Origin of the sequence: Amycolatopsis sp. CA-161197 (assembly GCF_050942255.1) — a bacterium.
Lineage (GTDB): Bacteria > Actinomycetota > Actinomycetes > Mycobacteriales > Pseudonocardiaceae > Amycolatopsis.
Map to the genome: position 1 here is coordinate 5,878,581 of NZ_CP192059.1, position 20,932 is coordinate 5,899,512.

General features: G+C 72.4%; 17 protein-coding genes. 9 read left to right on the forward strand and 8 right to left on the reverse strand.

Annotated elements, in window-relative coordinates; translation table 11 throughout:
* Window positions 1–23: 23 nt before the first annotated feature.
* From ACQPXB_RS27410 to ahcY, 3 genes are all read left to right on the forward strand, one after another.
* Window positions 24–797 carry a GAF and ANTAR domain-containing protein gene (locus tag ACQPXB_RS27410; RefSeq protein ID WP_366576827.1) on the forward strand — a complete coding sequence of 258 codons (774 nt, stop codon included), beginning with the start codon at window positions 24–26 and terminating at the stop codon, window positions 795–797.
* 164 nt (window positions 798–961) lie between these two features.
* A complete protein-coding gene (locus tag ACQPXB_RS27415) occupies window positions 962–1,090 on the forward strand; it encodes a hypothetical protein (protein ID WP_366576829.1) in 129 nt (42 codons plus the stop codon).
* A gap of 95 nt (window positions 1,091–1,185) precedes the next feature.
* A complete protein-coding gene (gene ahcY, locus ACQPXB_RS27420) occupies window positions 1,186–2,661 on the forward strand; it encodes an adenosylhomocysteinase (RefSeq protein ID WP_432844918.1) in 1,476 nt (491 codons plus the stop codon).
* A gap of 254 nt (window positions 2,662–2,915) precedes the next feature.
* Here the strand turns inward: ahcY and ACQPXB_RS27425 are convergent, their stop codons facing one another.
* Entirely contained in the window at window positions 2,916–3,128 is a 213-nt protein-coding gene (locus tag ACQPXB_RS27425; protein WP_285966505.1) for a hypothetical protein, read from the reverse strand.
* A 187-nt stretch (window positions 3,129–3,315) separates the two neighbouring features.
* The gene (locus ACQPXB_RS27430) at window positions 3,316–4,206 is read right to left on the reverse strand and encodes a Ku protein (RefSeq protein WP_366576834.1); all 891 of its coding nucleotides are present in this window, start codon (window positions 4,204–4,206) and stop codon (window positions 3,316–3,318) included.
* A 237-nt stretch (window positions 4,207–4,443) separates the two neighbouring features.
* Here ACQPXB_RS27430 and ACQPXB_RS27435 point away from each other — a divergent pair, with 237 nt between their 5' ends.
* The 3 genes from ACQPXB_RS27435 to ACQPXB_RS27445 all read left to right on the forward strand — a co-directional run bounded on the left by ACQPXB_RS27435 (window position 4,444) and on the right by ACQPXB_RS27445 (window position 8,960).
* Window positions 4,444–5,097, forward strand: a complete 654-nt coding sequence (locus ACQPXB_RS27435; RefSeq protein WP_386945022.1) for a TetR/AcrR family transcriptional regulator — start codon at window positions 4,444–4,446, stop codon at window positions 5,095–5,097.
* A 123-nt stretch (window positions 5,098–5,220) separates the two neighbouring features.
* The gene (locus ACQPXB_RS27440) at window positions 5,221–6,954 is read left to right on the forward strand and encodes an ABC transporter ATP-binding protein (RefSeq protein ID WP_432844919.1); all 1,734 of its coding nucleotides are present in this window, start codon (window positions 5,221–5,223) and stop codon (window positions 6,952–6,954) included.
* A 104-nt stretch (window positions 6,955–7,058) separates the two neighbouring features.
* Window positions 7,059–8,960, forward strand: a complete 1,902-nt coding sequence (locus tag ACQPXB_RS27445) for an ABC transporter ATP-binding protein (RefSeq protein WP_432856802.1) — start codon at window positions 7,059–7,061, stop codon at window positions 8,958–8,960.
* 82 nt (window positions 8,961–9,042) lie between these two features.
* On the opposite strand, the gene ACQPXB_RS27450 is transcribed toward ACQPXB_RS27445, so the two are convergent.
* Window positions 9,043–10,791 carry a pyruvate dehydrogenase gene (locus tag ACQPXB_RS27450; protein ID WP_432844920.1) on the reverse strand — a complete coding sequence of 583 codons (1,749 nt, stop codon included), beginning with the start codon at window positions 10,789–10,791 and terminating at the stop codon, window positions 9,043–9,045.
* 120 nt (window positions 10,792–10,911) lie between these two features.
* Here ACQPXB_RS27450 and ACQPXB_RS27455 point away from each other — a divergent pair, with 120 nt between their 5' ends.
* Both ACQPXB_RS27455 and ACQPXB_RS27460 read left to right on the forward strand, forming a co-directional pair.
* Window positions 10,912–11,661: an SRPBCC family protein gene (locus tag ACQPXB_RS27455; RefSeq protein ID WP_432844921.1), complete on the forward strand. Its 750-nt coding sequence runs from the start codon at window positions 10,912–10,914 to the stop codon at window positions 11,659–11,661.
* Between the two features lie 50 nt (window positions 11,662–11,711).
* Window positions 11,712–13,145 (forward strand): DNA polymerase ligase N-terminal domain-containing protein, encoded by a 1,434-nt coding sequence (locus tag ACQPXB_RS27460; protein ID WP_432844922.1) that lies wholly within the window; start codon window positions 11,712–11,714, stop codon window positions 13,143–13,145.
* Here the strand turns inward: ACQPXB_RS27460 and ACQPXB_RS27465 are convergent.
* The 5 genes from ACQPXB_RS27465 to ACQPXB_RS27485 all read right to left on the reverse strand — a co-directional run bounded on the left by ACQPXB_RS27465 (window position 13,129) and on the right by ACQPXB_RS27485 (window position 19,200).
* On the reverse strand, window positions 13,129–13,527 hold the full coding sequence (locus ACQPXB_RS27465) for an SPW repeat protein (RefSeq protein ID WP_366576844.1): 399 nt from the start codon (window positions 13,525–13,527) through the stop codon (window positions 13,129–13,131). The genes ACQPXB_RS27460 and ACQPXB_RS27465 overlap by 17 nt on opposite strands.
* A gap of 112 nt (window positions 13,528–13,639) precedes the next feature.
* On the reverse strand, window positions 13,640–13,990 hold the full coding sequence (locus ACQPXB_RS27470) for an STAS domain-containing protein (protein WP_366576846.1): 351 nt from the start codon (window positions 13,988–13,990) through the stop codon (window positions 13,640–13,642).
* Window positions 13,991–14,176: 186 nt separating this feature from the next.
* A complete protein-coding gene (locus tag ACQPXB_RS27475) occupies window positions 14,177–14,683 on the reverse strand; it encodes a hypothetical protein (protein WP_386945014.1) in 507 nt (168 codons plus the stop codon).
* Between the two features lie 98 nt (window positions 14,684–14,781).
* On the reverse strand, window positions 14,782–17,742 hold the full coding sequence (locus tag ACQPXB_RS27480) for a BTAD domain-containing putative transcriptional regulator (RefSeq protein ID WP_432844923.1): 2,961 nt from the start codon (window positions 17,740–17,742) through the stop codon (window positions 14,782–14,784).
* A 756-nt stretch (window positions 17,743–18,498) separates the two neighbouring features.
* The gene (locus ACQPXB_RS27485; RefSeq protein WP_432844924.1) at window positions 18,499–19,200 is read right to left on the reverse strand and encodes a DJ-1/PfpI family protein; all 702 of its coding nucleotides are present in this window, start codon (window positions 19,198–19,200) and stop codon (window positions 18,499–18,501) included.
* A 98-nt stretch (window positions 19,201–19,298) separates the two neighbouring features.
* Here ACQPXB_RS27485 and ACQPXB_RS27490 point away from each other — a divergent pair, with 98 nt between their 5' ends.
* Complete coding sequence (locus ACQPXB_RS27490; RefSeq protein WP_432844925.1) at window positions 19,299–20,276, forward strand: GlxA family transcriptional regulator; 978 nt, start codon at window positions 19,299–19,301, stop codon at window positions 20,274–20,276.
* Window positions 20,277–20,932: the final 656 nt, after the last annotated feature.

Genomic DNA, 20,932 nt, shown 5'->3' on the forward strand with positions numbered 1-20,932 from the left:
CCGGCACACGAGTGAGGTGAGGCATGTCCGAAAACGGCTTTCCCGCGACCGGTTCCGACGACCGGTTCGGCGGGCTGGGCGGCGAGTTCCGGGACCTCACTCGGTCGCTGCTGGAGGTCACGACCGTCGGGGGCGTGCTGCAGCAGCTGGTGACGGCGGCGGTCCGGGTGATCCCCGTCGCGAGCGTCGTCAGCGTCACGCTGCGCTCACCCGACGGGCTGTTCTACACGCCGATCGAGACCGATCCGATCGCCGTGGAGCTCGACCAGGTGCAGTACCGCACCGGGGAGGGCCCGTGCCTCGACGCGGCACGCCCGGACGGACCGGCCCACGCGGAGAGCCAGGACCTCGCCCACGAGCCCGCGTGGCCGAAGTTCGGGCCGGCCGCGGCCGAACGCGGCATGGGCTCGATGCTCGCCATCGCGTTGCTGCCCGACGCCCGCGAGCCGCAGCTGTCCGGTGCGCTCAACGTCTACGCGCGCGAAGCCGGCGCGCTCACGCCCACCGACCGCGACCTCGCGCTGCTGCTGGCCACCCACGGATCGCTGGCGCTGGCGACCACCAACGCCGTGACCGCCGCGGACCTGCAGCGCGCGCACCTGCGCAAGGCCATCGACTCGCGCGACGTGATCGGCCAGGCGAAGGGCATCCTGATGCAGCGGCGCGGCATCTCGGCCGACGAGGCGTTCGACATCCTGCGCCGCACGTCACAGGACCTCAACGTGAAGCTCGCCGTGCTGGCCGAGACCCTGGCCACCCGCCACACCGAGCTCGACCTGCCCGGTCCGCGCGCTTGACAGTCTCCGGCCCACCTTGCCATGGTGGGAACCGGTAGAACCGTGCGCCGTCGAGGCGCACTCCGGGCCGAGAGGCGCTGCGACGGAAGCCGAGGGGTTTCCGCCACGCTCGGCCCGCGAGTTCCGGAACAAGGGCGTCTCCTGCGAAGGAGGTGCCTTTTTTGATGACCCAGTTGTTGATGACACCGTGGTCGACCACGCCGTTGGCGACCACACCGTTGTCGTCACAGCAGTTGTCGACGAAACCGTTGCCGCCGAAGGAAAAGCCGGCGGACGGCCCCCGCACCTCCTGAACCCTCCCGGGTGAGCCCGGTGCCGCCGAACCCGGTGGTGCCGCGATTCCCCGTGCCCTGAAACAGAAACCACACCGAATGGGAGCGGAACAACGATGAGCCCGAAACTGCAGAACGTCGGCGGACTCGAGTTCGCGGTGGCCGATCTGGCGCTCGCCGAGGCCGGGCGGACGCAGCTGCGCCTGGCCGAGCACGAAATGCCGGGCCTGATGGCGATCCGGCGCGAGTTCGCCGAGGCGCAGCCGCTGAAGGGCGCCCGCATCGCCGGCTCGCTGCACATGACCGTGCAGACCGCCGTGCTGATCGAGACCCTCGTGGCGCTGGGCGCCGACGTGCGCTGGGTGTCCTGCAACATCTTCTCCACCCAGGACGAGGCGGCGGCCGCCGTCGTCGTCGGCCCGAACGGGACGGCCGAACGGCCCGAGGGCACGCCCGTGTTCGCGTGGAAGGGCGAGACGCTCGACGAGTACTGGTGGTGCACCGATCTGCTCTTCCGCTTCGCCGACGGCCAGGGCCCCAACATGATCCTGGACGACGGCGGCGACGCGACGCTGCTCGTCCACAAGGGAGTCGAGTTCGAAGCCGCGGGCGCCGTGCCGGCCGCCACGGACGCCGACGCCGAGGAGTACGCGATCGTCCTGCGCACGCTCGCCGAGTGCCTCGCCGCCGACCCGAAGCGCTTCACGCGCATCGCCGGCGAGGTCCGCGGCGTGACCGAGGAGACCACCAACGGCGTCAAGCGGCTCTACAAGCTCGCGACCGAGGGCACGCTGCTGTTCCCGGCGATGAACGTGAACGACTCGGTGACGAAGTCCAAGTTCGACAACAAGTACGGCATCCGCCACTCGATGGTCGACGGCCTCAACCGCGCCACCGACGTGATGATCGGCGGCAAGCTCGCCGTCGTGTGCGGTTACGGCGACGTCGGCAAGGGCGCCGTCGAGGCGCTGCGCGGCCAGGGCGCCCGCGTGGTGGTCACGGAGATCGACCCGATCTGCGCGCTGCAGGCGGCGATGGAGGGCCTCGACGTGGTCGAGCTGGACGACGTCGTGGAGCGCGGCGACATCTTCCTCACCACCACGGGCAACTTCGGCATCATCTCCGCCGCGCAGATGGCGCGGATGAAGCACAACGCGATCGTCGCGAACGTCGGCCACTTCGACAACGAGATCGACATGGCCGGCCTCGCCAAGGTGGCGGGCATCCGCAAGCTGGAGATCAAGCCGCAGGTGCACGAGTGGGCCTTCCCCGCGGACGGCGGTCGCCCGGCGCACTCGATCATCGTGCTGTCCGAGGGCCGGCTCATGAACCTCGGCAACGCCACCGGGCACCCGTCGTTCGTGATGTCGAACTCGTTCGCGAACCAGGCGATCGCGCAGATCGAGCTGTTCACCAAGCCCGGCGAGTACCCGGTGGGCGTGCACCGCCTGCCGAAGCTGCTCGACGAAAAGGTGGCGCGGCTGCACCTCGACGCGCTGGGCGTGAAGCTGACGAAGCTCACGAAGGAGCAGGCGGAGTACATCGGCGTGGACGCGGCCGGCCCGTACAAGCTGGAGCACTACCGCTACTGAGCCACCGCTACGGGCCCGGGCCGCCCCGGCGGAGACCGGAGGCCGGAAATAAGGGGTCCTCCGGCTCCGAGGGGGAGGGAGAGCCGAAGGACCTCGTTAGTGTTAGCACATCGTCAAGCCGGTGTACACAGCTGCATACACGATCGGGTAAGGATCGGGGGCCGAGGGGAATCCTTCGGCGGAAAACCGTGAAGGCCTCGTTCCCCGGGCTGCCGGGGAACGAGGCCTTCACGGTCACTGGGCCGCGGGAGGGCTCAGGAAGCCTGCCGAAGCTCCGCCTCCACCTCGACGGCGAGCGTGCAGGAGCACTCCGCGTCGACGGTGTGGCAGTCGATGATCAGGGCGTGGCGGACGCGGTCGAGGTCCGCGCAGCTCTCGTCCGTGCACTCGGCGAACCCGCCGTCCGGGTGAACCACCAGGGTGCCGTGACAGTGGTCGATTCCGCTGGTGCAGAACGCGCACTCCATGCTCAGGCCGCCTTCCGCTCTCGTGCTCTCGAACCGGTGCTGTTCGAACCCGGCTCATCTCGGACCGGACAGCTTCTTGGTACCACCGGTGAGCGCCAGAGTCTGGCATACGGGCGGCGTGTCGCCGCACCCGGTCCGGTGATCTCGGACCGGCGGGGATTTCGGCGGCTCGGCGGGAAAACTGCGCTCAGGCGCTCTTCGGCCGGCGGGCGCGCGGGGCGGCCTTCTTGGCCGGTTTCTCTTCGTCCGGTGCGGCCTTGCGCGAACGCGAGGAGGTGCTCTTGGCCGGCGCGGCCGAGCGCGACTTGCGGGCTTCGGAGACGCTCGCCTCCAGTGCCGCCATGAGGTCGACCACGTCGGCTTTCGCCGCCACCGCCCCGGGTTTCGTCGTCTCGTTACCCGAGACCTTGGCCTCGATCACGGATTCGAGCGCCTCGCGGTAGCCGTCGGTGTACTTTTCGGACTCGAACACCGGTTCCGCCAGCGAATCGATGAGCGAGCCGGCCATGGTGAGCTCCTGCGGGCGCACCTGGGGCGGATCTTCGCGCAGGAACGGGAAATCGGGCGTACGCACCTCGTCCGGCCAGAGCATCGTCGTCATCACGAGGACGTCGGACACCACGCGCAGCAGGGCCAGGCTCTCGCGCTGGCGCACGGCGACCTTGGCGATTGCAACGTGACCGGCCTTGTGCAGCGCGTCGCGCAGCACCACGTACGGTTTGACGGCGTTCTTCTGCGGCTCGAGGTAGTAGGTCTTGTCGAACTGGATCGGGTCGATCGACTCGAGCGGCACGAACTCCAGCACGTCGATCGTGCGCTGCGTGGCCAGCGGCAGGTCGGCCAGGTCGGCGTCGGTGATCACGACCATCTCGCCGTCGGGCAGCTCGTAGCCTTTGGCGATCTCGGCGTAGGGCACCTCCTGCCCGTCGACCGAGCAGAAGCGCTTGTACTGGATGCGGCCGCCGTCCGACTCGTGCACCTGGCGCAGGGAGACGTTCTTGTTCTCCGTGGCCGCGTACAGCTGGATCGGGATGCTGACCAGCCCGAACGAGACCGAGCCCTTCCACATCGACCGCATGCGCGCTCCTCCGCCGTCCGCCGGTCCTCCACTCACGCTCGGTAACAACCGTAGCCCGGATCATCCGATCCCGACAGTCCCGCCGGTCGGCGCGGGTCCCGACCGGCCCAGCCTGACCTGCGGTGACCCGCCCGAGCCGGTCACCCGGGGTAGCGGCCGCGCCGAAAACTCCCGCCGCACAAAAGTGCGGGGCACGCAGTTTATTGCGTGCCCCGCACTTTTGCTACGCTGGCTCGCATGACCTCCGAACCCGCGGAGCCCGTGCTCGGGCTGCGCGAACGCAAGAAGCTGGCGGCCCGGCAGGCGCTGGGTTCCGCGGCGCTGCGGCTCGCGCTCGAACGCGGCCTGGACCAGCTGCGGGTCGAGGACATCGCGAGCGAGGTCGGCGTGTCGCCGCGCACCTTCAACAACTACTTCTCCAGCAAGGAGGAGGCCGTCTGCTCGTTCATCGTCGCGCAGCAGGAGCGGATCCGGGAGGCACTGCGGGCCCGGCCGGCCCACGAGCCGCTGTGGGAGGCCGTGATCAACGCCGCGGTCGTGCAGGCCACCCGCGACGGCGCGCCCCGGCGCGAGGACGTGCACCGCATGCGGGACATGCTCCGCAACGCGGGGCTGTTCGCCGAAATGCTGCGCGCGCACGCCACCGTGGAACGCGTGCTGGCCGAAGCCGTGGCCGAACGGGCGGGCAGCACCGCAAATCCGTTGCACGCGAGGATGCTCGCGGGGATCGTACAGAGCGCTTTCCGTATCTCGTTCCACACGTGGCTGACCTCCGGACCGGACACCGAGTTCCTGCCCACGTTCGTGAACCTGCTGCGGGAAGCATCTGCGGGCATGCCCACGCTGACCGCGGCCGCCGCGACCACCACGGCACGCACCGTAGCTTCATGAAACACCGGGGTTTCATGAACCACCCGGCGTCGTGAACCGCCCGAACCGCACGACAATTCCACAACCGAACCGTCTGAACCGGACACACCACCACAGAACACCACCCTGGGGGAGAACCGACCCGTGCTGATCCGCCTGTTGCGCAGTCATCTGCGCCCCTACAAGACGGCCATCTGGCTGGTCGTCGTCCTGCAGTTGATCCAGACCCTCGCCGCGCTGTACCTGCCGACGCTCAACGCCGACATCGTCGACAACGGGCTCGTGAAGGGCGACACCGGCTACATCATGCGGATCGGCGGGATGATGCTGCTGGTCACGCTCGTGCAGATCGCCGGCTCGATCGGCGCCGTCTACTTCGGCGCGCGCACCGCCATGTCCCTGGGCCGCGACGTGCGCGGCTCGGTGTTCCACCGGGTCCAGGACTTCTCCGCCCGCGAGGTCGGCCAGTTCGGCACGCCCTCGCTCATCACCCGCACGACCAACGACGTGCAGCAGGTCCAGATGCTCGTGCTGATGACGCTGACGCTGATGGTGTCGGCGCCGATCATGTGCGTCGGCGGCATCGTCCTGGCGCTGAACCAGGACGTGCCGCTCTCGTCCCTGCTGCTGGTGATCGTGCCCGTGCTGGGCGTCGCCGTCGGGCTGATCATCGCCCGCATGCGCCCGGCGTTCCGGCTCATGCAGGTGCGCATCGACAAGATCAACCAGGTGATGCGCGAGCAGATCATGGGCATCCGCGTGATCCGCGCGTTCGTGCGCGACAAGCGCGAGCGCGAGCGCTTCGGCCAGGCCAACGACGAGCTGCTCACCGTGTCGCTGCGCGTCGGCCGGCTGATGGCGCTGATGTTCCCCACCGTGATGCTGGTGGTCAACGTCTCGAGCGTCGCGGTCCTGTGGTTCGGCGGGCACCGCATCGAGAGCGGCTCGATGCAGATCGGCGCGCTCACCGCGTTCCTGGCCTACCTGCTGCAGATCCTGATGTCGGTCATGATGGCCACGTTCATGTTCATGATGGTGCCGCGCGCCGAGGTGAGCGCCGAGCGCATCTCCGAGGTCCTCGACACCGAGTCGAGCGTCCGCCCGCCGCTGAAGCCGGTCTCCCCCGGCCGCGTGCACGGCGTCCTGGAGCTGACCGGCGTCGAGTTCTGCTACCCCGGCGCGGAGAAGGCGGTGCTGCGCGACATCTCGCTGCTCGCGCGCCCCGGTGAGACCACCGCCGTGATCGGCAGCACCGGCAGCGGCAAGACCACGCTGCTCAACCTGATCCCCCGGCTCATGGACGCCACCGCCGGCACCGTCCGCGTGGACGGCGTCGACGTGCGCGAGCTCGACCCGGCGGTGCTCGCCTCGGCCGTCGGGATGGTTCCGCAGAAGCCGTACCTGTTCGCGGGCACGGTGGCGAGCAACCTGCGCTACGGCAACCCCGACGCGACCGACGAGGAGCTCTGGCACGCGCTGGAAGTGGCGCAGGGCAAGGACTTCGTGCAGAAGATGCCCCAGGGGCTCGACTCCCCGATCGCCCAGGGCGGCACGAACGTCTCGGGCGGGCAGCGCCAGCGGCTCGCCATCGCGCGGATGCTGGTGCACAAACCGGAGATCTACCTGTTCGACGACTCGTTCAGCGCACTGGACTACGCCACCGACGCGGCGCTGCGCCGCTCGCTGACCGACGAGACCCGCGAGGCGACGGTGGTCATCGTCGCGCAGCGCGTGAGCACCATCCGCGGCGCCGACCGCATCATCGTCCTCGACGACGGGCGCGTCGTCGGCACCGGAACCCACCACGAACTGATGGACGGCAACGAAACGTATCGCGAGATCGTGCTTTCGCAGCTGACCGAGCAGGAGGCGGCGTGAGCGAGGAAGAGGGCACCACGGGAGCCGTCGCGACGGAGGTCGGCGAACGGCCGACGGCGGCGCGCAACAAGAACGTCGCGCCGGCCGCGGGGCCGGGGCGGTTCATGGCCGGCGGCATGCCGCCGGAGAAGGCCATGGACTTCAAGGGGTCGCTGGCCCGGCTGCTGCGCCTGCTGCGGCCGCAGCGCGCGGCGCTGATCGGGGTGCTGGTGCTCGGCACGCTGAGCGTCGCGCTGACCGTGATCGGGCCGAAGATCCTCGCGCGCGCCACCGACCTGATCTTCGCGGGCGTGATCGGCAAGAACCTGCCCGCCGGCGTCACGAAGGACGCGGTGGTCGCGGGCCTGCGGGCGCAGGGCAACACCACGCTGGCGGACATCTTCGCGCGCGCCGACATCGTGCCGGGCCAGGGCATCGACTTCACGGCCGTGGGCCAGGTGCTGCTGATCGTGCTGGCGCTGTACGTGATCGCGTCGTTCTTCGGCCTGATCCAGGCGCGCCTGACGACGAGCCTCGTGCAGGGCGCGGTGTACTCGCTGCGCCGCGACGTGGAGGAGAAGCTGGCGCGGCTGCCGCTGCGCTACTTCGACCGCCAGCCGCGCGGCGAGGTACTCAGCCGCGTCACCAACGACATCGACAACCTCGCGCAGTCGCTGCAGCAGACGCTCTCGCAGATCGTCACGTCGGTGCTGACGGTGATCGGCGTGCTGGTGATGATGTTCCTGATCTCCCCGCTGCTCGCGGTCATCGCGCTGCTGACCGTGCCCGCGTCGGTGTTCATCGCGGCCAAGATCGGCAAGCGCGCGCAACCGCAGTTCATCAAGCAGTGGGCGACGACCGGGAAGCTCAACGCGCACATCGAGGAGATGTACACCGGCCACTCGCTGGTGAAGGTCTTCGGCCGGCGCGAAGAGGCGGAAACGACGTTCCGCGAGCAGAACGACACGCTGTACAACGCGAGCTTCCGGGCGCAGTTCATCTCCGGCACGATCCAGCCGGCGATGATGTTCATCGGCAACCTGAACTACGTGCTGGTGGCCGTGATCGGCGCGCTGCGGGTGGCGTCGGGCAGCCTGACGCTGGGCGACGTGCAGGCGTTCATCCAGTACTCGCGCCAGTTCAGCCAGCCGGTGACCCAGATCGCGAGCATGGCGAACCTGCTGCAGTCGGGTGTCGCCTCGGCCGAGCGGGTGTTCGCGCTGCTCGACGCGAAGGAGCAAGAGCCCGAGCCGGCGGACCCGCAGCGCCCGGCCGTGGTGCACGGCAAGGTCGAGTTCCACGACGTGTCCTTCCGCTACCTCGAGGACACCCCGCTGATCGAGGACCTCTCGCTCACGGTGGAGCCGGGCCAGACCGTCGCGATCGTCGGCCCGACCGGTGCCGGCAAGACCACGCTGGTGAACCTGCTCATGCGGTTCTACGAGATCGACAGCGGGCGCATCACGCTCGACGGTGTTGACATCGCGAAGATGGACCGCGAGGAGCTGCGCGAGAAGACCGGCATGGTCCTGCAGGACGCGTGGCTGTTCGGTGGCACCATCGAGGAGAACATCGCCTACGGGGCCGACGAGGTGACCCACGAGCAGGTCGTCGAAGCGGCCACGGCGACGTACGTCGACCGCTTCGTGCGCACCCTGCCCGACGGGTACGCCACGGTGCTCGACGACGAGGGCGGCTCGGTCAGCGCCGGCGAGAAGCAGCTGATCACGGTGGCGCGGGCGTTCCTCGCGAAACCGGCCATCCTCATCCTCGACGAGGCGACCAGCTCGGTGGACACGCGCACGGAGGTGCTCATCCAGCGCGCGATGAACTCGCTGCGCGAGGGCCGCACGAGCTTCGTGATCGCCCACCGCCTGTCCACGATCCGCGACGCCGACGTGATCCTCGTGATGGAAGCGGGCCGCATCGTGGAGCAGGGCGACCACGAAACCCTGCTGCACGCGGGCGGCGCGTACTCCCGCCTGTACGCGGCGCAGTTCGCCGAGGCGATGGCCGAGACGGACTGATCGTTCGAGGTGCTCGGTCCGGGGCGGTGCCGCTGTGGTGAACCACGGCGGCGCCGCCCCGGACTCTTTTCCGGGCCGTGTTTTACAGGCGGGGCACGTTGCGCAGGTTGGACTTCGCGAGCTGCAGCATCTTGCCCACGCCACCGCCGAGGACGGTGCGGCTCGCGGCGAGCGCGAAGCCGCGCACCTGGGCGGCGGTGATGTTCGGCGGGATCGACAGCGCGTTGGGGTCGGTCACGACGTCGAGCACCGCGGGGCCGTCGTGGTCGAGGATCTCGCGGATACCGTCGCGCACATCGGCCGGCTTCTCGACGCGGCGCGAATGCAGGCCGGACGCGCGGGCGATGGCGGCGAAGTCGACCGAGTCGTGGTCGGTGCCGAACTCCGGCAGGCCGTCCACGAGCATCTCGAGCTTCACCATGCCGAGCGAGGAGTTGTTGAACACCACGGCTTTCACGGGCAGCGCGTGGGTCTTCAGCGTGAGCAGCTCCCCCATCAGCATCGCCAGCCCGCCGTCACCGCACATAGCCACGACCTGGCGGCCCGGCGCGGCCGACTGCACGCCGATGGCGTGGGGCAGGGCGTTGGCCATGCTGCCGTGCACGAACGAGCCGATCAGCCGGCGCCGGCCGTTGGGCGTGACGTAGCGGGCCGCCCAGACGTTGCCCATGCCGGTGTCCACGGTGAACACCGCGTCGTCGGCGGCCTCCTCGTCGAGGATGTCGGCGACGTACTCCGGGTGCAGCGGCACGCGCTGAGCGACGTCGCTGGTGTACGCGTCGACCACGCGCTGCAGGCTGCGTTCGTGCTTGTGCAGCATGCTGTGCAGGAACGCGCGGTCCTCCCGCCGCCGGAGCCGCGGCAGCGCGGCGCGGATCGTGGCTCCGACGTCGCCCAGCACGCCGAACTCGAGCACCGAGCGGCGGCCGATGCGGGCGGGGTCGATGTCCACCTGCACGGTGTTGCGCTGCGGCAGGAACGTGTCGTACGGGAAGTCGGTGCCGAGCAGCAGCACGAGGTCGGCCTCGTGCATCGCGTCGTAGCAGGAGCCGTAGCCGAGCAGGCCGCTCATGCCGACGTCGAACGGGTTGTCGTACTGCACGTATTCCTTGCCCCGCAGGGAATGCCCGACGGGCGCGCCGATCGTGTCGGCCAGCGCGAGGAGGTCTTCGTGGGCATCGCGGCAGCCCGCACCGGCCATGATCATCACCTTCTCGGCGCGGTTGATCCGCTCCACGAGCCGGTCGACGTCGGCCGCGGCGGGCACGATGGCCGGCGGGGTGCCCAGCGGCGCGGACACGCCCGTCGGGTTCACGGCGGACTCGTGCGAGACGTCGCCTGGCAGCACCAGCACGGCCGCGCCGCGCCGGCCCACGGCGTTCTGCACCGCGATCCGCGCGAGCCGCGGCATCTGCTCCGGTCCGCTCACCAGCTCGCAGTAGTGCGAGCACTCCGCGAACAGCTGCTGCGGGTGCGTCTCCTGGAAGAAGCCGGTGCCGATCTGCGTCGACGGGATGTGCGACGCGAGCGCGAGCACCGGCGCGCCCGAGCGGTGGGCGTCGTAGACCCCTTGCAGCAGGTGCAGGTTGCCCGGGCCGCAGCTGCCCGCGCACGCGGCCAGCTCGCCGGTGAGCTGCGCCTCCGCGGCCGCGGCGAACGCGCCGGCCTCCTCGTTGCGCACGTGCACCCAGTCGATCCCGCCGCGCGCCGAGCCGCCGGTGCGGCGCACGGCGTCGACCACGGGGTTGAGGCTGTCGCCCACCACGCCGTAGATGCGGCGCACGCCGGACTGCACGAGAACGTCGATCAGCTGGTCGGCCACGGTCGCCATGAGCGGTCCTTTCCTCGGTTCACCGGCAGTCTCGCACCTCCCGGTGAACGTCGCTCGCCCTTGACAACTATTCTTGTCAATGACACGGTGGGATTCCCGTCAGGTGAGGAGGAACCGGTCATGACCCACGAGTTCGACGTAACCAAGCAGGTCCGTCTGCCCGCGCCCCCGGAGGACGTGTGGGACGCCGTGGCCACCGGGCCGGGCATCGACTCGTGGTTCATGGGCAAGCACGAGGTCGACGCGCAGGCCCGGCGCGTCCGCTTCACCATGGGCGAGTTCACCAGCGAAGCCGAGATCACCACGTGGGAGCCGCCGCGGCGCCTCGCCTACCGCGCCACGCCGGCGCCCGACGGCAGCTTCGACGCGTTCGAGTTCCTCGTGGAGGCGGCCGAGGGCGGCACGTCGGTGCTGCGCTTCATCCACCACGGCTTCACCGCGCAGGACTGGGGCGGGGAGTACCACGAGGGCTTCAGCCGCGGCTGGGACATGTACCTGCACACGCTCGGCCAGCTCCTGCGGCACTTCCCCGGCCGCCGCGCGCGGTTCGTGATCGCGAGCGGCCCGGAGCCGTCGGCTTCGCTCGATGCCTGGCAGAAGCTCGTGCACGCGCTGGGACTGCCGGACACACCCGAGGCCGGGCGGCCGGTGCGGTTCGCGGTCGACGGCGTGGGGACGGTCGACGGAATCCTCGACTACACGACCCCGCACTACGCGGGCATCCGGACCCCGGACGCGCTCTACCGCTTCCACGAGCGGTCGGGACTGGGGATGCCGATCGCGATCGGGCACCACCTGTTCGCCGCCGACGCCGACGTCGACCAGGAAAGCAAGGCCTGGCAGGCGTGGCTGGAGCGCGTACTGGCGTGAGCGGGCGCTAAAGTGGGCGCACCCGAAGGGACGGGGGTGCCACGCCTGCGATGGCGGACGAACTCGCCGAACGCCGGCGCCGACGCGCACTCGGCCAGGCTTCCGAACCGGTCCTCGAACACCCCGTCGACCACCATCCCGTCGAGACGCATCCTGCCGACCGGCACCCGGTCCAGAACAGTGGCGTGTTCGTGGTCCAGGAGCACCGCGCGTCGCAGCTGCACTGGGATTTCCGCCTGGAACGCGGCGGCGTGCTCACGTCGTGGACCGTCCCCCGCGGCCTGCCCCGCTCCCCCGGCCGCGGGCGCCTCGCCATCCGCATCGACGACCGGCCGGTGGACTACGCGGACTTCGAAGGCGAGATCCCGGCCGGTGAGTACGGCGCCGGAACGGTCGAGACGTGGGACCGCGGCCGCTACGAAACCGTGCGCTGGCAGGACCACCACATCGAGTTCGTGCTGTACGGCGAACGCCTGCGCGGCCGCTACGAGCTCGACCGCGGCGGCGCCGAGGCCGACGGGACGGACGGCTGGCGGCTGCGCCGTCTCGACCCCGCCGAGCCCGGCCACGAGGAGACGCCGCGCTTCCTGGCGCCGATGCCCGCCCGGCCGGGACGCATGCCGCCGGCGGCCGAGGACGGGGACTGGGCCTACGAGTTCGCGTGGCCGGGTCGGCGCACGCTCGTGCGCGCGGGCGGCGCACGCGTGACCGCCGTCGACGAGACCGGCGCCGACGTGACCGCGCGCTACCCGGAGCTACGTGGTCTCGCCGCGCAGCTGGGCTCCACGGAAGCGTTGCTGGACGGGCAGATCGTGGTGTTCGCCGCGGGCCGGCCGGACCCGCAGGGGCTGCGCCGCCGGGCGGAAGCGGACCCCGCGACGGCGCGCCGGCTCGGGGACCGGCATCCCGCGTTCTTCTTCGTCTCCGACGTGCTGCACCTCGACGGCCGCTCGCGGCTCAACCTGCCCTACGTGGAACGCCGCGAGCTGCTCGACGACCTGGGCCTCGCCGGCGACCACTGGCAGGTGCCGCCGACCCACCTCGGCGACGGGGGCGCGGTCGCGCGGGCGAGCCGCGACCACGGCCTGCCCGGCCTTCTCGCGAAACGCCGGAGCAGCCCGTACCGGCCGGGCCGGGCGAACACGGACTGGCTGTTCGTGGAGTCGCCGGACGTACGCCGGGTGCTCATTGCGGGCTGGCGCCCCGGCGGCGGCCGGCGAGCACGGACGTTCGGGTCACTGCTGCTGGCCGTGCCCGACGGCGCCGGCCTGCGCTACGCGGGCAGTGTCGGAGTCGGCTTCTCCGAAGAGGAACTCGGCTCGCTCGCCGCAGCGCTCGCGCAGCTGGAGCAACCGGAGCCGCCGTTCGCCGACGTGCCGGACCACCCCGACGCGCGCTGGGTGCGGCCCGTGCTCGCCGCGGAGGTCGTGCACGGGCCGAAGTCCGCGCCGCGCTGGCGCGGGCTGCTCAGCGAGCCCGGGTAGCCGGGCGGCGCAGGCACAGCGCGATGCCGGCCAGCAGCACGACGGCGCCGGCGATGAGGTTGCCCGTCAGCGCGCCTGCCGAGGGCGCGGTCTCGTCGCCGTAGCGCAGGACCAGCGGGGACACCGCGGCCCAGACGCCGAGCACCGGCAGAACCCACGTGAGGGCCTGCGGGCGCGTGGTGCGCGCTCGCACGGCGGCGAGCACGATGATCGCCAGACCGGCCACCGTGTTGCTGATCGCGAGCTCGGCGGCGCCGCCGAACCGCGCGAGCCACGGGCCGATGATCAAGTACAGGCCGGCCAGCACGGCCAGCCCGGCGGCGCCGCCGACCAGTGCGCCGACGGCGCCGTTCGCGCCGGTGCGTTCGGTCGTGGTGGACATCCCGGATCACCTCGCCGTAGTCGGGTTCCCTTGATCGGGTTCACGGGTGGAGTACCCACGATCGGCGGGGCTCGCACGGGCCCGGGTGATCTCCACCCGTTCGGCGGCCGGTCTAGGCGCGGGCGGCCGCGCAGGCGTCCACGAGCCGCGGCCGCACGTCCAGGGCCTGGGCGGCGCCCGTGACGTCGAAGACCCGCAGCACGAGGCGTCCGGTCGCGACCACGGACAACGCGGGGCGCGTGCGGCTCGTCTCCTCCAGCACGCGCAGGCCGGCGCAGCTGAGGAACCCGACGCGCGAGAGGTCGACCACGAGCTTCTCCCCCACCACGCACGCTTCGGCGAGCACCGTCCGGAAGTCGCCGACCGAGGCCGCGTCGATCTCGCCCGCGGCGGTGACGAGCACGAGGTCGTCGCGGACGGTGGTGAGCAGGGTGAGGCCGGAATCCCCTCGGCGCTGGGGCATTGGTTCGACGGTACGCGCTCCGCGGATGCGGTCAACCCCCGTGCGGCGCACGCGTGGGCGACCTCACGAATCACCCAGAGTGAGCGAACGGGTGCGGAACGGTCATCGGTGCTGCTGGGCCGGGCCGGGGACTGCCCATCGCCCTCAGTGGTGGGCAGTCCCCGGCCGGCCGCGCGGCCGGTCCGATCAGCCGCCGGTGGTGTAGTAGGTGATGTCCCAGTGGTTGCCCTCGTCGCAGTAGAGATTGCTGGAGGGGGCCTGCCACTGCGGGTAGCCGTCGCCGCGGAGGCCGATGTAGGAGAAGTTGTTCTTGATGTAGCCGTCGATGCAGCTGTTGTGCGAGATGTCCACCTTGTAGCCGTTGTAGTGGCTGTAGGTGCCCGAGGCGTGGCCGACCTCGGTGCCGCCGGTGATGTTGATCGCGCAGCCGCTGGCGCGCTTGAGCGTGATCACGCCGCTGACGGTGGTCTGGTTGATCTGCTCGAACGACGTGCAGGTGGAGTTCGACCGCGTGGTGCACCCGCCACTGGACGAGTGCGTGACACCCGCCGCGGACAGCTGCGACGCCGCCTGGGCCTGCGTCAGCTTGGTGACGGCGGGCGCGGCCGAAGCCGCGGCCGTGCCGAGCACCGTCATGGCCGCCGCGGCGGCCAGTCCGACGGCCGCCTGGGGCAGCATCGGAGGAACGCGCATGACTTGCCTCCTCGTGGGGACTTTCGACGAGGGGAAGCCAAGTGCGCGGCTCCATACGAACGCCAAACGCCGGTGCCGCGGCGACGCCGGGGTGTGCGTCAGATCCTGATCTTCGCCAAGACTTCACGGGCCCGGTCGCCGGCGGGTGAATCACTCGAAGCGGCGTTGAGCTCGCGCAACGCGCGCAGCTCCCACAGCGGGAAGCCGAGCTCGCGGAAGACGTCCGCGGCGCCGGCGAGGGCCCGGGGTGCTTCGCCCGCGCGGGCCTGAAGCTTGCCGAGGCTCAGCAGCGCGTAGCCGGTGCCGCGGCGGTCGCGCAGGTCGCGGAACACGGCCATGGCGCGGCGCAGGTGCTGCTGCGCGCCCGCCGGGTCGGCCGCGCGCAGGCGGGTCTCGGCGAGGCTGCGGTGGGTGTAGGCGGCCGCGTGCCGGTGGCCGATCTGCTCGAACAGGTCGAGCGAACGCGTGAGGCAGCGTTCGCCTTCGGCGACCTCGCCGGCGTCGGTGTGGAGGTCGCCGAGGCTGCGCAGGACGTGGGCCTCCCAGTGGCGTTCGCGGGTGCGGACGGCGCCGCCGAGCGCGCCCGTCAGCAGGTCGGCCGCGCGGTCGGTGCGGCCGTGGCGGCGGAGCACGTCGGCGTAGCGCTTGGCGACCTGGTCGTGCCAGCGGCCCGCGCAGTCGCCGGCGAGCAGGAGCGCGGCTTCGAAGCTCTCGACGGCCCGGCGGACGTCGCCGAGGTCTTCCGACAGGCCGCCGAACTGCGCGGCCGCGATGGCCTGGCCCCGGACGTCGTCACACGCACGCAGGAGTTCCAGGGCTTCGCGCAGCTCTTCGACGGCGAGCTCGGCCTGGCCGGCGTCGGCGTCGAGGTCGGCCAGCGCGACCAGGGCGGCGCCGCGGCCGCGCGGGTCACCGAGGGCTTTGAAGCGCGCGCCGGCCAGGGCGAAGTAGGTGCGGGCCTGGCGCGAGCGGCCGAGCTGCCAGTGGACGGAGGCGAGGGTGAACAGCTTGCCCGCCTCGGCCGGGCGGTCGCCGAGGCGGCGGGCCGCGGCGAGGCCGACGACCGAGACCGCCCTCGCGGAGCGGCCGAGCCACGGCGTGCCGGCCAGGGCCGCGCACGCGTCGGAGAGGCGGGCGGCCAGTGCGTGCCGGTGGTGGCGGCCGGCGAGCCGGGCGGCCGTGGCGACGAGCTCGGTTTCCCGGCGGCGCCAAGCGTCGGGGTCGGCGGTGGCGAGCCGGGCCGCGGCGGCGTCCGGCTGCGCGAACGGCGGTCCGGCCGGTTCGAAACCCTTGTCCAGTACGGAAAGCACGCGTTCGGCGAGGGCCAGGACGGCTTCGAGGGCGCGGTCGACCGCGGCGGGGTCGGGTTCACCGGGCAGCCGGGCGAGGCCGAGGCGGACGAAGCGGGGCACGCCGTGGCGGCCGTGCTCGTCGGCGACCAGCAGGTGGGTGTCGGCCAGGGTTTCGAGGCGGTCGCGGGCTTCGGCGGGGCGGGTGGCGAGCAGCGCGGCGGCGCACCAGTCGGGCACGGGCCGGCGGAACAAGCCGAGCAGGCGCAGGAGATCGCGGTCTTCGCCCGGGCAGTCGCGCAGGGCCGGGAGGACGGCCGCGCGGACGCTGACGTCGCCGGCGGCGAGCTCGTCGAGGGCGCGACGGTCGTCGCCGAGGCGGGCGGCGAGGTCCGCGATCCGGAGATGGGGCCGGGTGGCGAGCCGCAGCCCCGCGACGCGCAGCGCGAGGGGAAGCCCGGCGCAGCGCGCGACCACTTCGCCGGCGGCGGCGGGCTCGGCCGCGATCCGCGCTTCGCCGGCGACGGCGGCGAGCAGCGTCGTGGCGTCCACAGTGGACAGTTCACCGACGGGAACGGGCCTTGCCGCCACCAATCCCGGCAACGGCCGCCGCGCCGTCACGAGGACGCCGCAGCCGGAGCCGCTCGGCAGCAGCGGGCGGATCTGGGCCTCGGTGCGCGCGTTTTCGAGCAGGACGAGCAGGCGCCGGTCGACGGTGTGGCTGCGCCAGGCGGCCACGAGCGCGGTGAGGTCGCCGGTGAGCTCGGCCGTGGCGGCGCCGAGGGCGCGCAGGAAGGCGACGAGGACGTCGCGGGGTTCGGTGGTGGCGAGGTCGGCCACGAGCTGCCCGTCGGGGAAGCGGCGCCGCGCCCGCCACGCGGCCTGCACGGCGAGCGCGCTCTTGCCCGCCCCGGCGGCGCCGTGGACCACGACCGGCGCGGGCGCGCGCAAGTGCCGCGAGACGGCCGCGAGTTCCGTTGCGCGGCCCGTGAAGTCGGGCACCGGTGCGGGCAGCTGCGCGGGCGGGCCGCCTGCCGTCCACTCGGCGCCGGCGATGCGGCGGTACAGCGCGTCGAGCTCCGGCCCCGGCACCACGCCGGCCTCGTCCCACAGCGCGCGGCGCGTGCGGCGCAGCACGTCGAGCGCGGCGTCGCGGCGGCCCAACCCCGCCAGCGCCCCGGCGAGGCGGCCGGCGAGCCGTTCGTCGGCGGGCCGCGCGGCCACGACGGGGGCGAGCCGGTACACCACGGCCTGCCCGTCGCCCTCGGCGAGCTGCAGGTCCACCAGCTGCAGGAGGACCGTCCGGCGGCGGTCCTCCAGCCACACCTCCTGCGCCTCGACGAGCGGTCCCGTCGCGACGTCGCAGAACGCCCCACCCCGCCAGCACGCGAGCGCCCGGGTGAGCAGTTCTTGCTTCGCTTTCGCGTCCTCCGCCGCCAGCCCGGCCGACGCCAGCGCGACGAACTCCGCCGCGTCGAGCTCCCCCTCGGCCACGCTCAGGGCGTACCCGCGCGGCCCCGACCTGAGCCGCTGCGCGGGGTCGTCCGCCGCCAGCCCGGGCGACAACGCCTTGCGCAGCTTCGACACCGTCACCTGAACGATCGCCGCCGCACTCGGCGGCGCCCCGTCGGGCCACAGCTCGTCGACGATCGTCGCCCGCCCGACCACCTCGTTGGGCCGCGCGAGCAACAACGCGAGCAACCGCCGCGGCTGCGCCGCCGACGGCAACGCGACGGTCGCCGCCAGCGGACCGAGGACCTGGAACCGCACCGCAAGCTCCCCACGGGCCGCACGTCACCTGATCGAGCGACCCGAAAGTACCTGCGCGACCCTCCGTTCCCGCCGCTTCGGGCGGCCCTCACCCGGATGGCCCACCCCGTTGGAAGGGTGCTCGGGGCAGGGTTGGTGCGAACGGTCCCTTCGCGCCGGCCCTTGCCTACACCCAGGCAAGCATGCACCTCGCGCGATGGCCGGTCCGATCAGTTGGGCGCGAACGGTCCCTTCGGCCCGACTCGCCGTTGCACCCGCGCAGGCACGCGCCTTGGGCCGCGCTCAGCCTGATCAACCGGGCGCGAACCGTCCCTTCACGCCAGCCCTTGGCCAGCAGGCCGGGCGCGCGTGCGCCTCGCGCGGTGGTCGGCCCGATCGGTCAAGCGCGAACCGTCCGCTCACTCCGGCCCTCGTCCACACCCAGGTGAGCATGCGCCTCGCACAGTGGCCAGCCTCAGCAGTCCGCGCGAACGGTCCCTTCGCGCCAGCCCACGGCCGACAGGCCGGCTGGTGGGCTACGCGGCTCGCCCGGCCGACGTGGCTCACCGCGAATCGTGCCGTCGCGCTCGACCACCGCTCGGCGAGCGGCCGTTCGCCGAGCGCCGTGCCACGCCCCACGATCCTGTGCGGCCCGCGCGAGCGGTCCCGCCGCGCTCACTCCCGCCGCGCCGCGGCCGCCGCCGAGTCAGCCGGCCACCGTCACAGCGCCCCCGACCGGGCGTCGGCGTGGACGGTCCCCCCACACCGGCGTCCGGCTCAGGCGTGTGCGAGCAGCTTCGCCTTGAGGTCGGGCCGGTCGGCCAGCACGTGGTCGCCCAGGGTGTGTTCCAGCAACGGCTTCAGCGCACCGCGCGGCGCGGTCTCCCAGTCGAGCGGGCCCAGTGGCGGCTCGGGGTCGTATTCGATGCCGAACTGGACAGTGCGGGCGACGTCGGGGCCGGCGAGGCGGTCGACGAGGTGCAGGGCCAGGTCGATGCCCGCCGAGACGCCCGCGGCGGTGATCACGGGGCCGGCGTCGACCCAGCGGCGGGCGACCGGGGTGGCGCCGAAGGCGCGCAGCAGGTCGCGGAACATCCAGTGGGTGGTGGCTTCGCGGCCGTCGAGGAGGCCGGCCTCGCCGAGGAGCAGGGCGCCCGTGCAGACGGACGTCATGAGCTCGGCCGTGCGCGCGGTCGTGGCCAGGTAGTCGATCAGCGGCCGGTTCGCGAGCGCCTCCAGGGTCGGCGCGGAGCCGCCCGGGACGAGGACGCCGTAGGGCTCGCGGACGTCGGCGAACGTGTGGCTGGGCGCGATCCGCAGGGGCGTGTCGGTGCCGATCGGGTCGAGGGTCTCGCCCACGACCACCACGCGGAAGTCGTGATCCGCCGTGGCGAACGCGCTCAGCACCTGGAGCGGGCCCACGAGGTCGAGCACCGTGAGGCCGGGGTAGAGGACAAAGGCGAACGTCTTCTCGGTCATGCCTCCCACCGTGCCCCCGCGAGCGCGCGGACGGGAGGGCGATGTCCGTAATCCTGCGAACCATGTCGATCGGCCTGCTGACCTGCTAACGTTCGATCATGCCGGGGCCGGAACGGCAGGTCGTGATCGTCGGGTACCCCGACGCCGAGCTGCTCGACATCGCGTGCGTCTCCGACGCGCTCGACGCCGCCAACCGGCTCGGCGCGCGCCCCGGCTACGCCCTGCGGCTGGCCACTGTGGACGGACACCCGTTCCGCTGCCAGTCCGGCATCACGCTGACGCCCCACGTGCGCCTCGACCAGGTTTCGGGGCCGCTGCACACGATCGTCGTCTCCGGCGGGACCGGTCACCGCGCGGCCGCGGCCGACGAGCGCCTGCTCGAACACGTCCGCCGGCTCTCCCGCGACAGCACGCGCACGGCGTCGGTCTGCACCGGCTCGACCGTGCTCGCCGCCGCCGGCCTGCTGAGCGGCCGCCGCGCGACCACGCACTGGGCGTACGCGGCGCAGCTCGCCGCGAAGTACCCGTCGGTGCGGGTGGACCCGGTGCCGCTGTTCATCCGCCACGGCGACGTCTACACCTCGGCCGGCGTCACCAGCGGACTGGACCTCGCGCTGGCGTTCGTCGAGGAGGACCACGGCCCGACGCTCGCCCGCGAAGCCGCCCGCGCCCTCGTGACGTACCTGCAGCGCCCCGGCAACCAGTCGCAGGTGAGCATGTTCCTGTCCGGCCCGCCGCCCGAGCACCGCCAGGTGCGCGACCTCACCGCGTTCGTCGCCGAACACCTGGGCGACGACCTGGGCACGCCCGTGCTGGCCCGGCAGGCCGGCATCAGTACCCGCCAGCTGACCAGGTTGTTCGACGCCCACCTCGGCACCACGCCCGGCAAGTACGTGCGCACCGTCCGCGCCGAGCACGCCGCCCGCCTCCTCGCGGGCACCGACCTGCCCCTGGCAGCCATCGCCCGCCGCTGCGGCTTCGGCTCCACCGAGACACTGCGCCAGGCCTTCCTCGACCACTTCGACACCCCACCATCCGCCTACCGCCGCGTGCACCTGCGCCAGGCCCTCGGCTGAGCGAAACGCCGGATACGACCGGGTCGTCCCCACCCGGTACGAGTGACGGCCACGGCCGGAGTGCAGGATGTGCGCCGTGGCACCGCCCGACTACCCCGCCGACTTCGACGACGCCGCCGACACCGGCCCCATCCGCCGCGTCGCCGACGACTCCTCCGCGCCCCCCGCCCGGCCCCGCCGCCCCCGCACCGGCGACGAACCCGCCTGGCCCGGCGCCGAAGAGCCGGTGCGCCGCGCCACGCCCCGCTCCGGCGACAACCCGGCCGGCCGCCGCACGGGCGAAACCCCCCTGCCACCACGCCGCGCCGGCGAGACGCCGGCCCGCCGCCGCACCGGGGACACCCCACCCCCGGCGAGCCACCGCACGGGCGAATCCCCTCGAGCCGGCCGAACCGGGCAAGCTCCGCTGCCGTCCCGCGACGCCGAGGGAACCCCCGCCGGCCGCGAGACGGGCGAAACCCCAGCGCCCCCACGCCGCCGCGGCGAGACCCCGCCGCCGACCGGCCGCCGGGGCGGTCAAACCTCGCGCCGGACCGGCGAAACTCCGCTGCCACCCACCCGGCGCGCCCCAGGGCAGGCGCGCCGCGACAGCGAAACCGCGCGCACCACCAGCGAATCCTGGCCACCCGACACCGACGGCGGCTCGCCGTCCACAG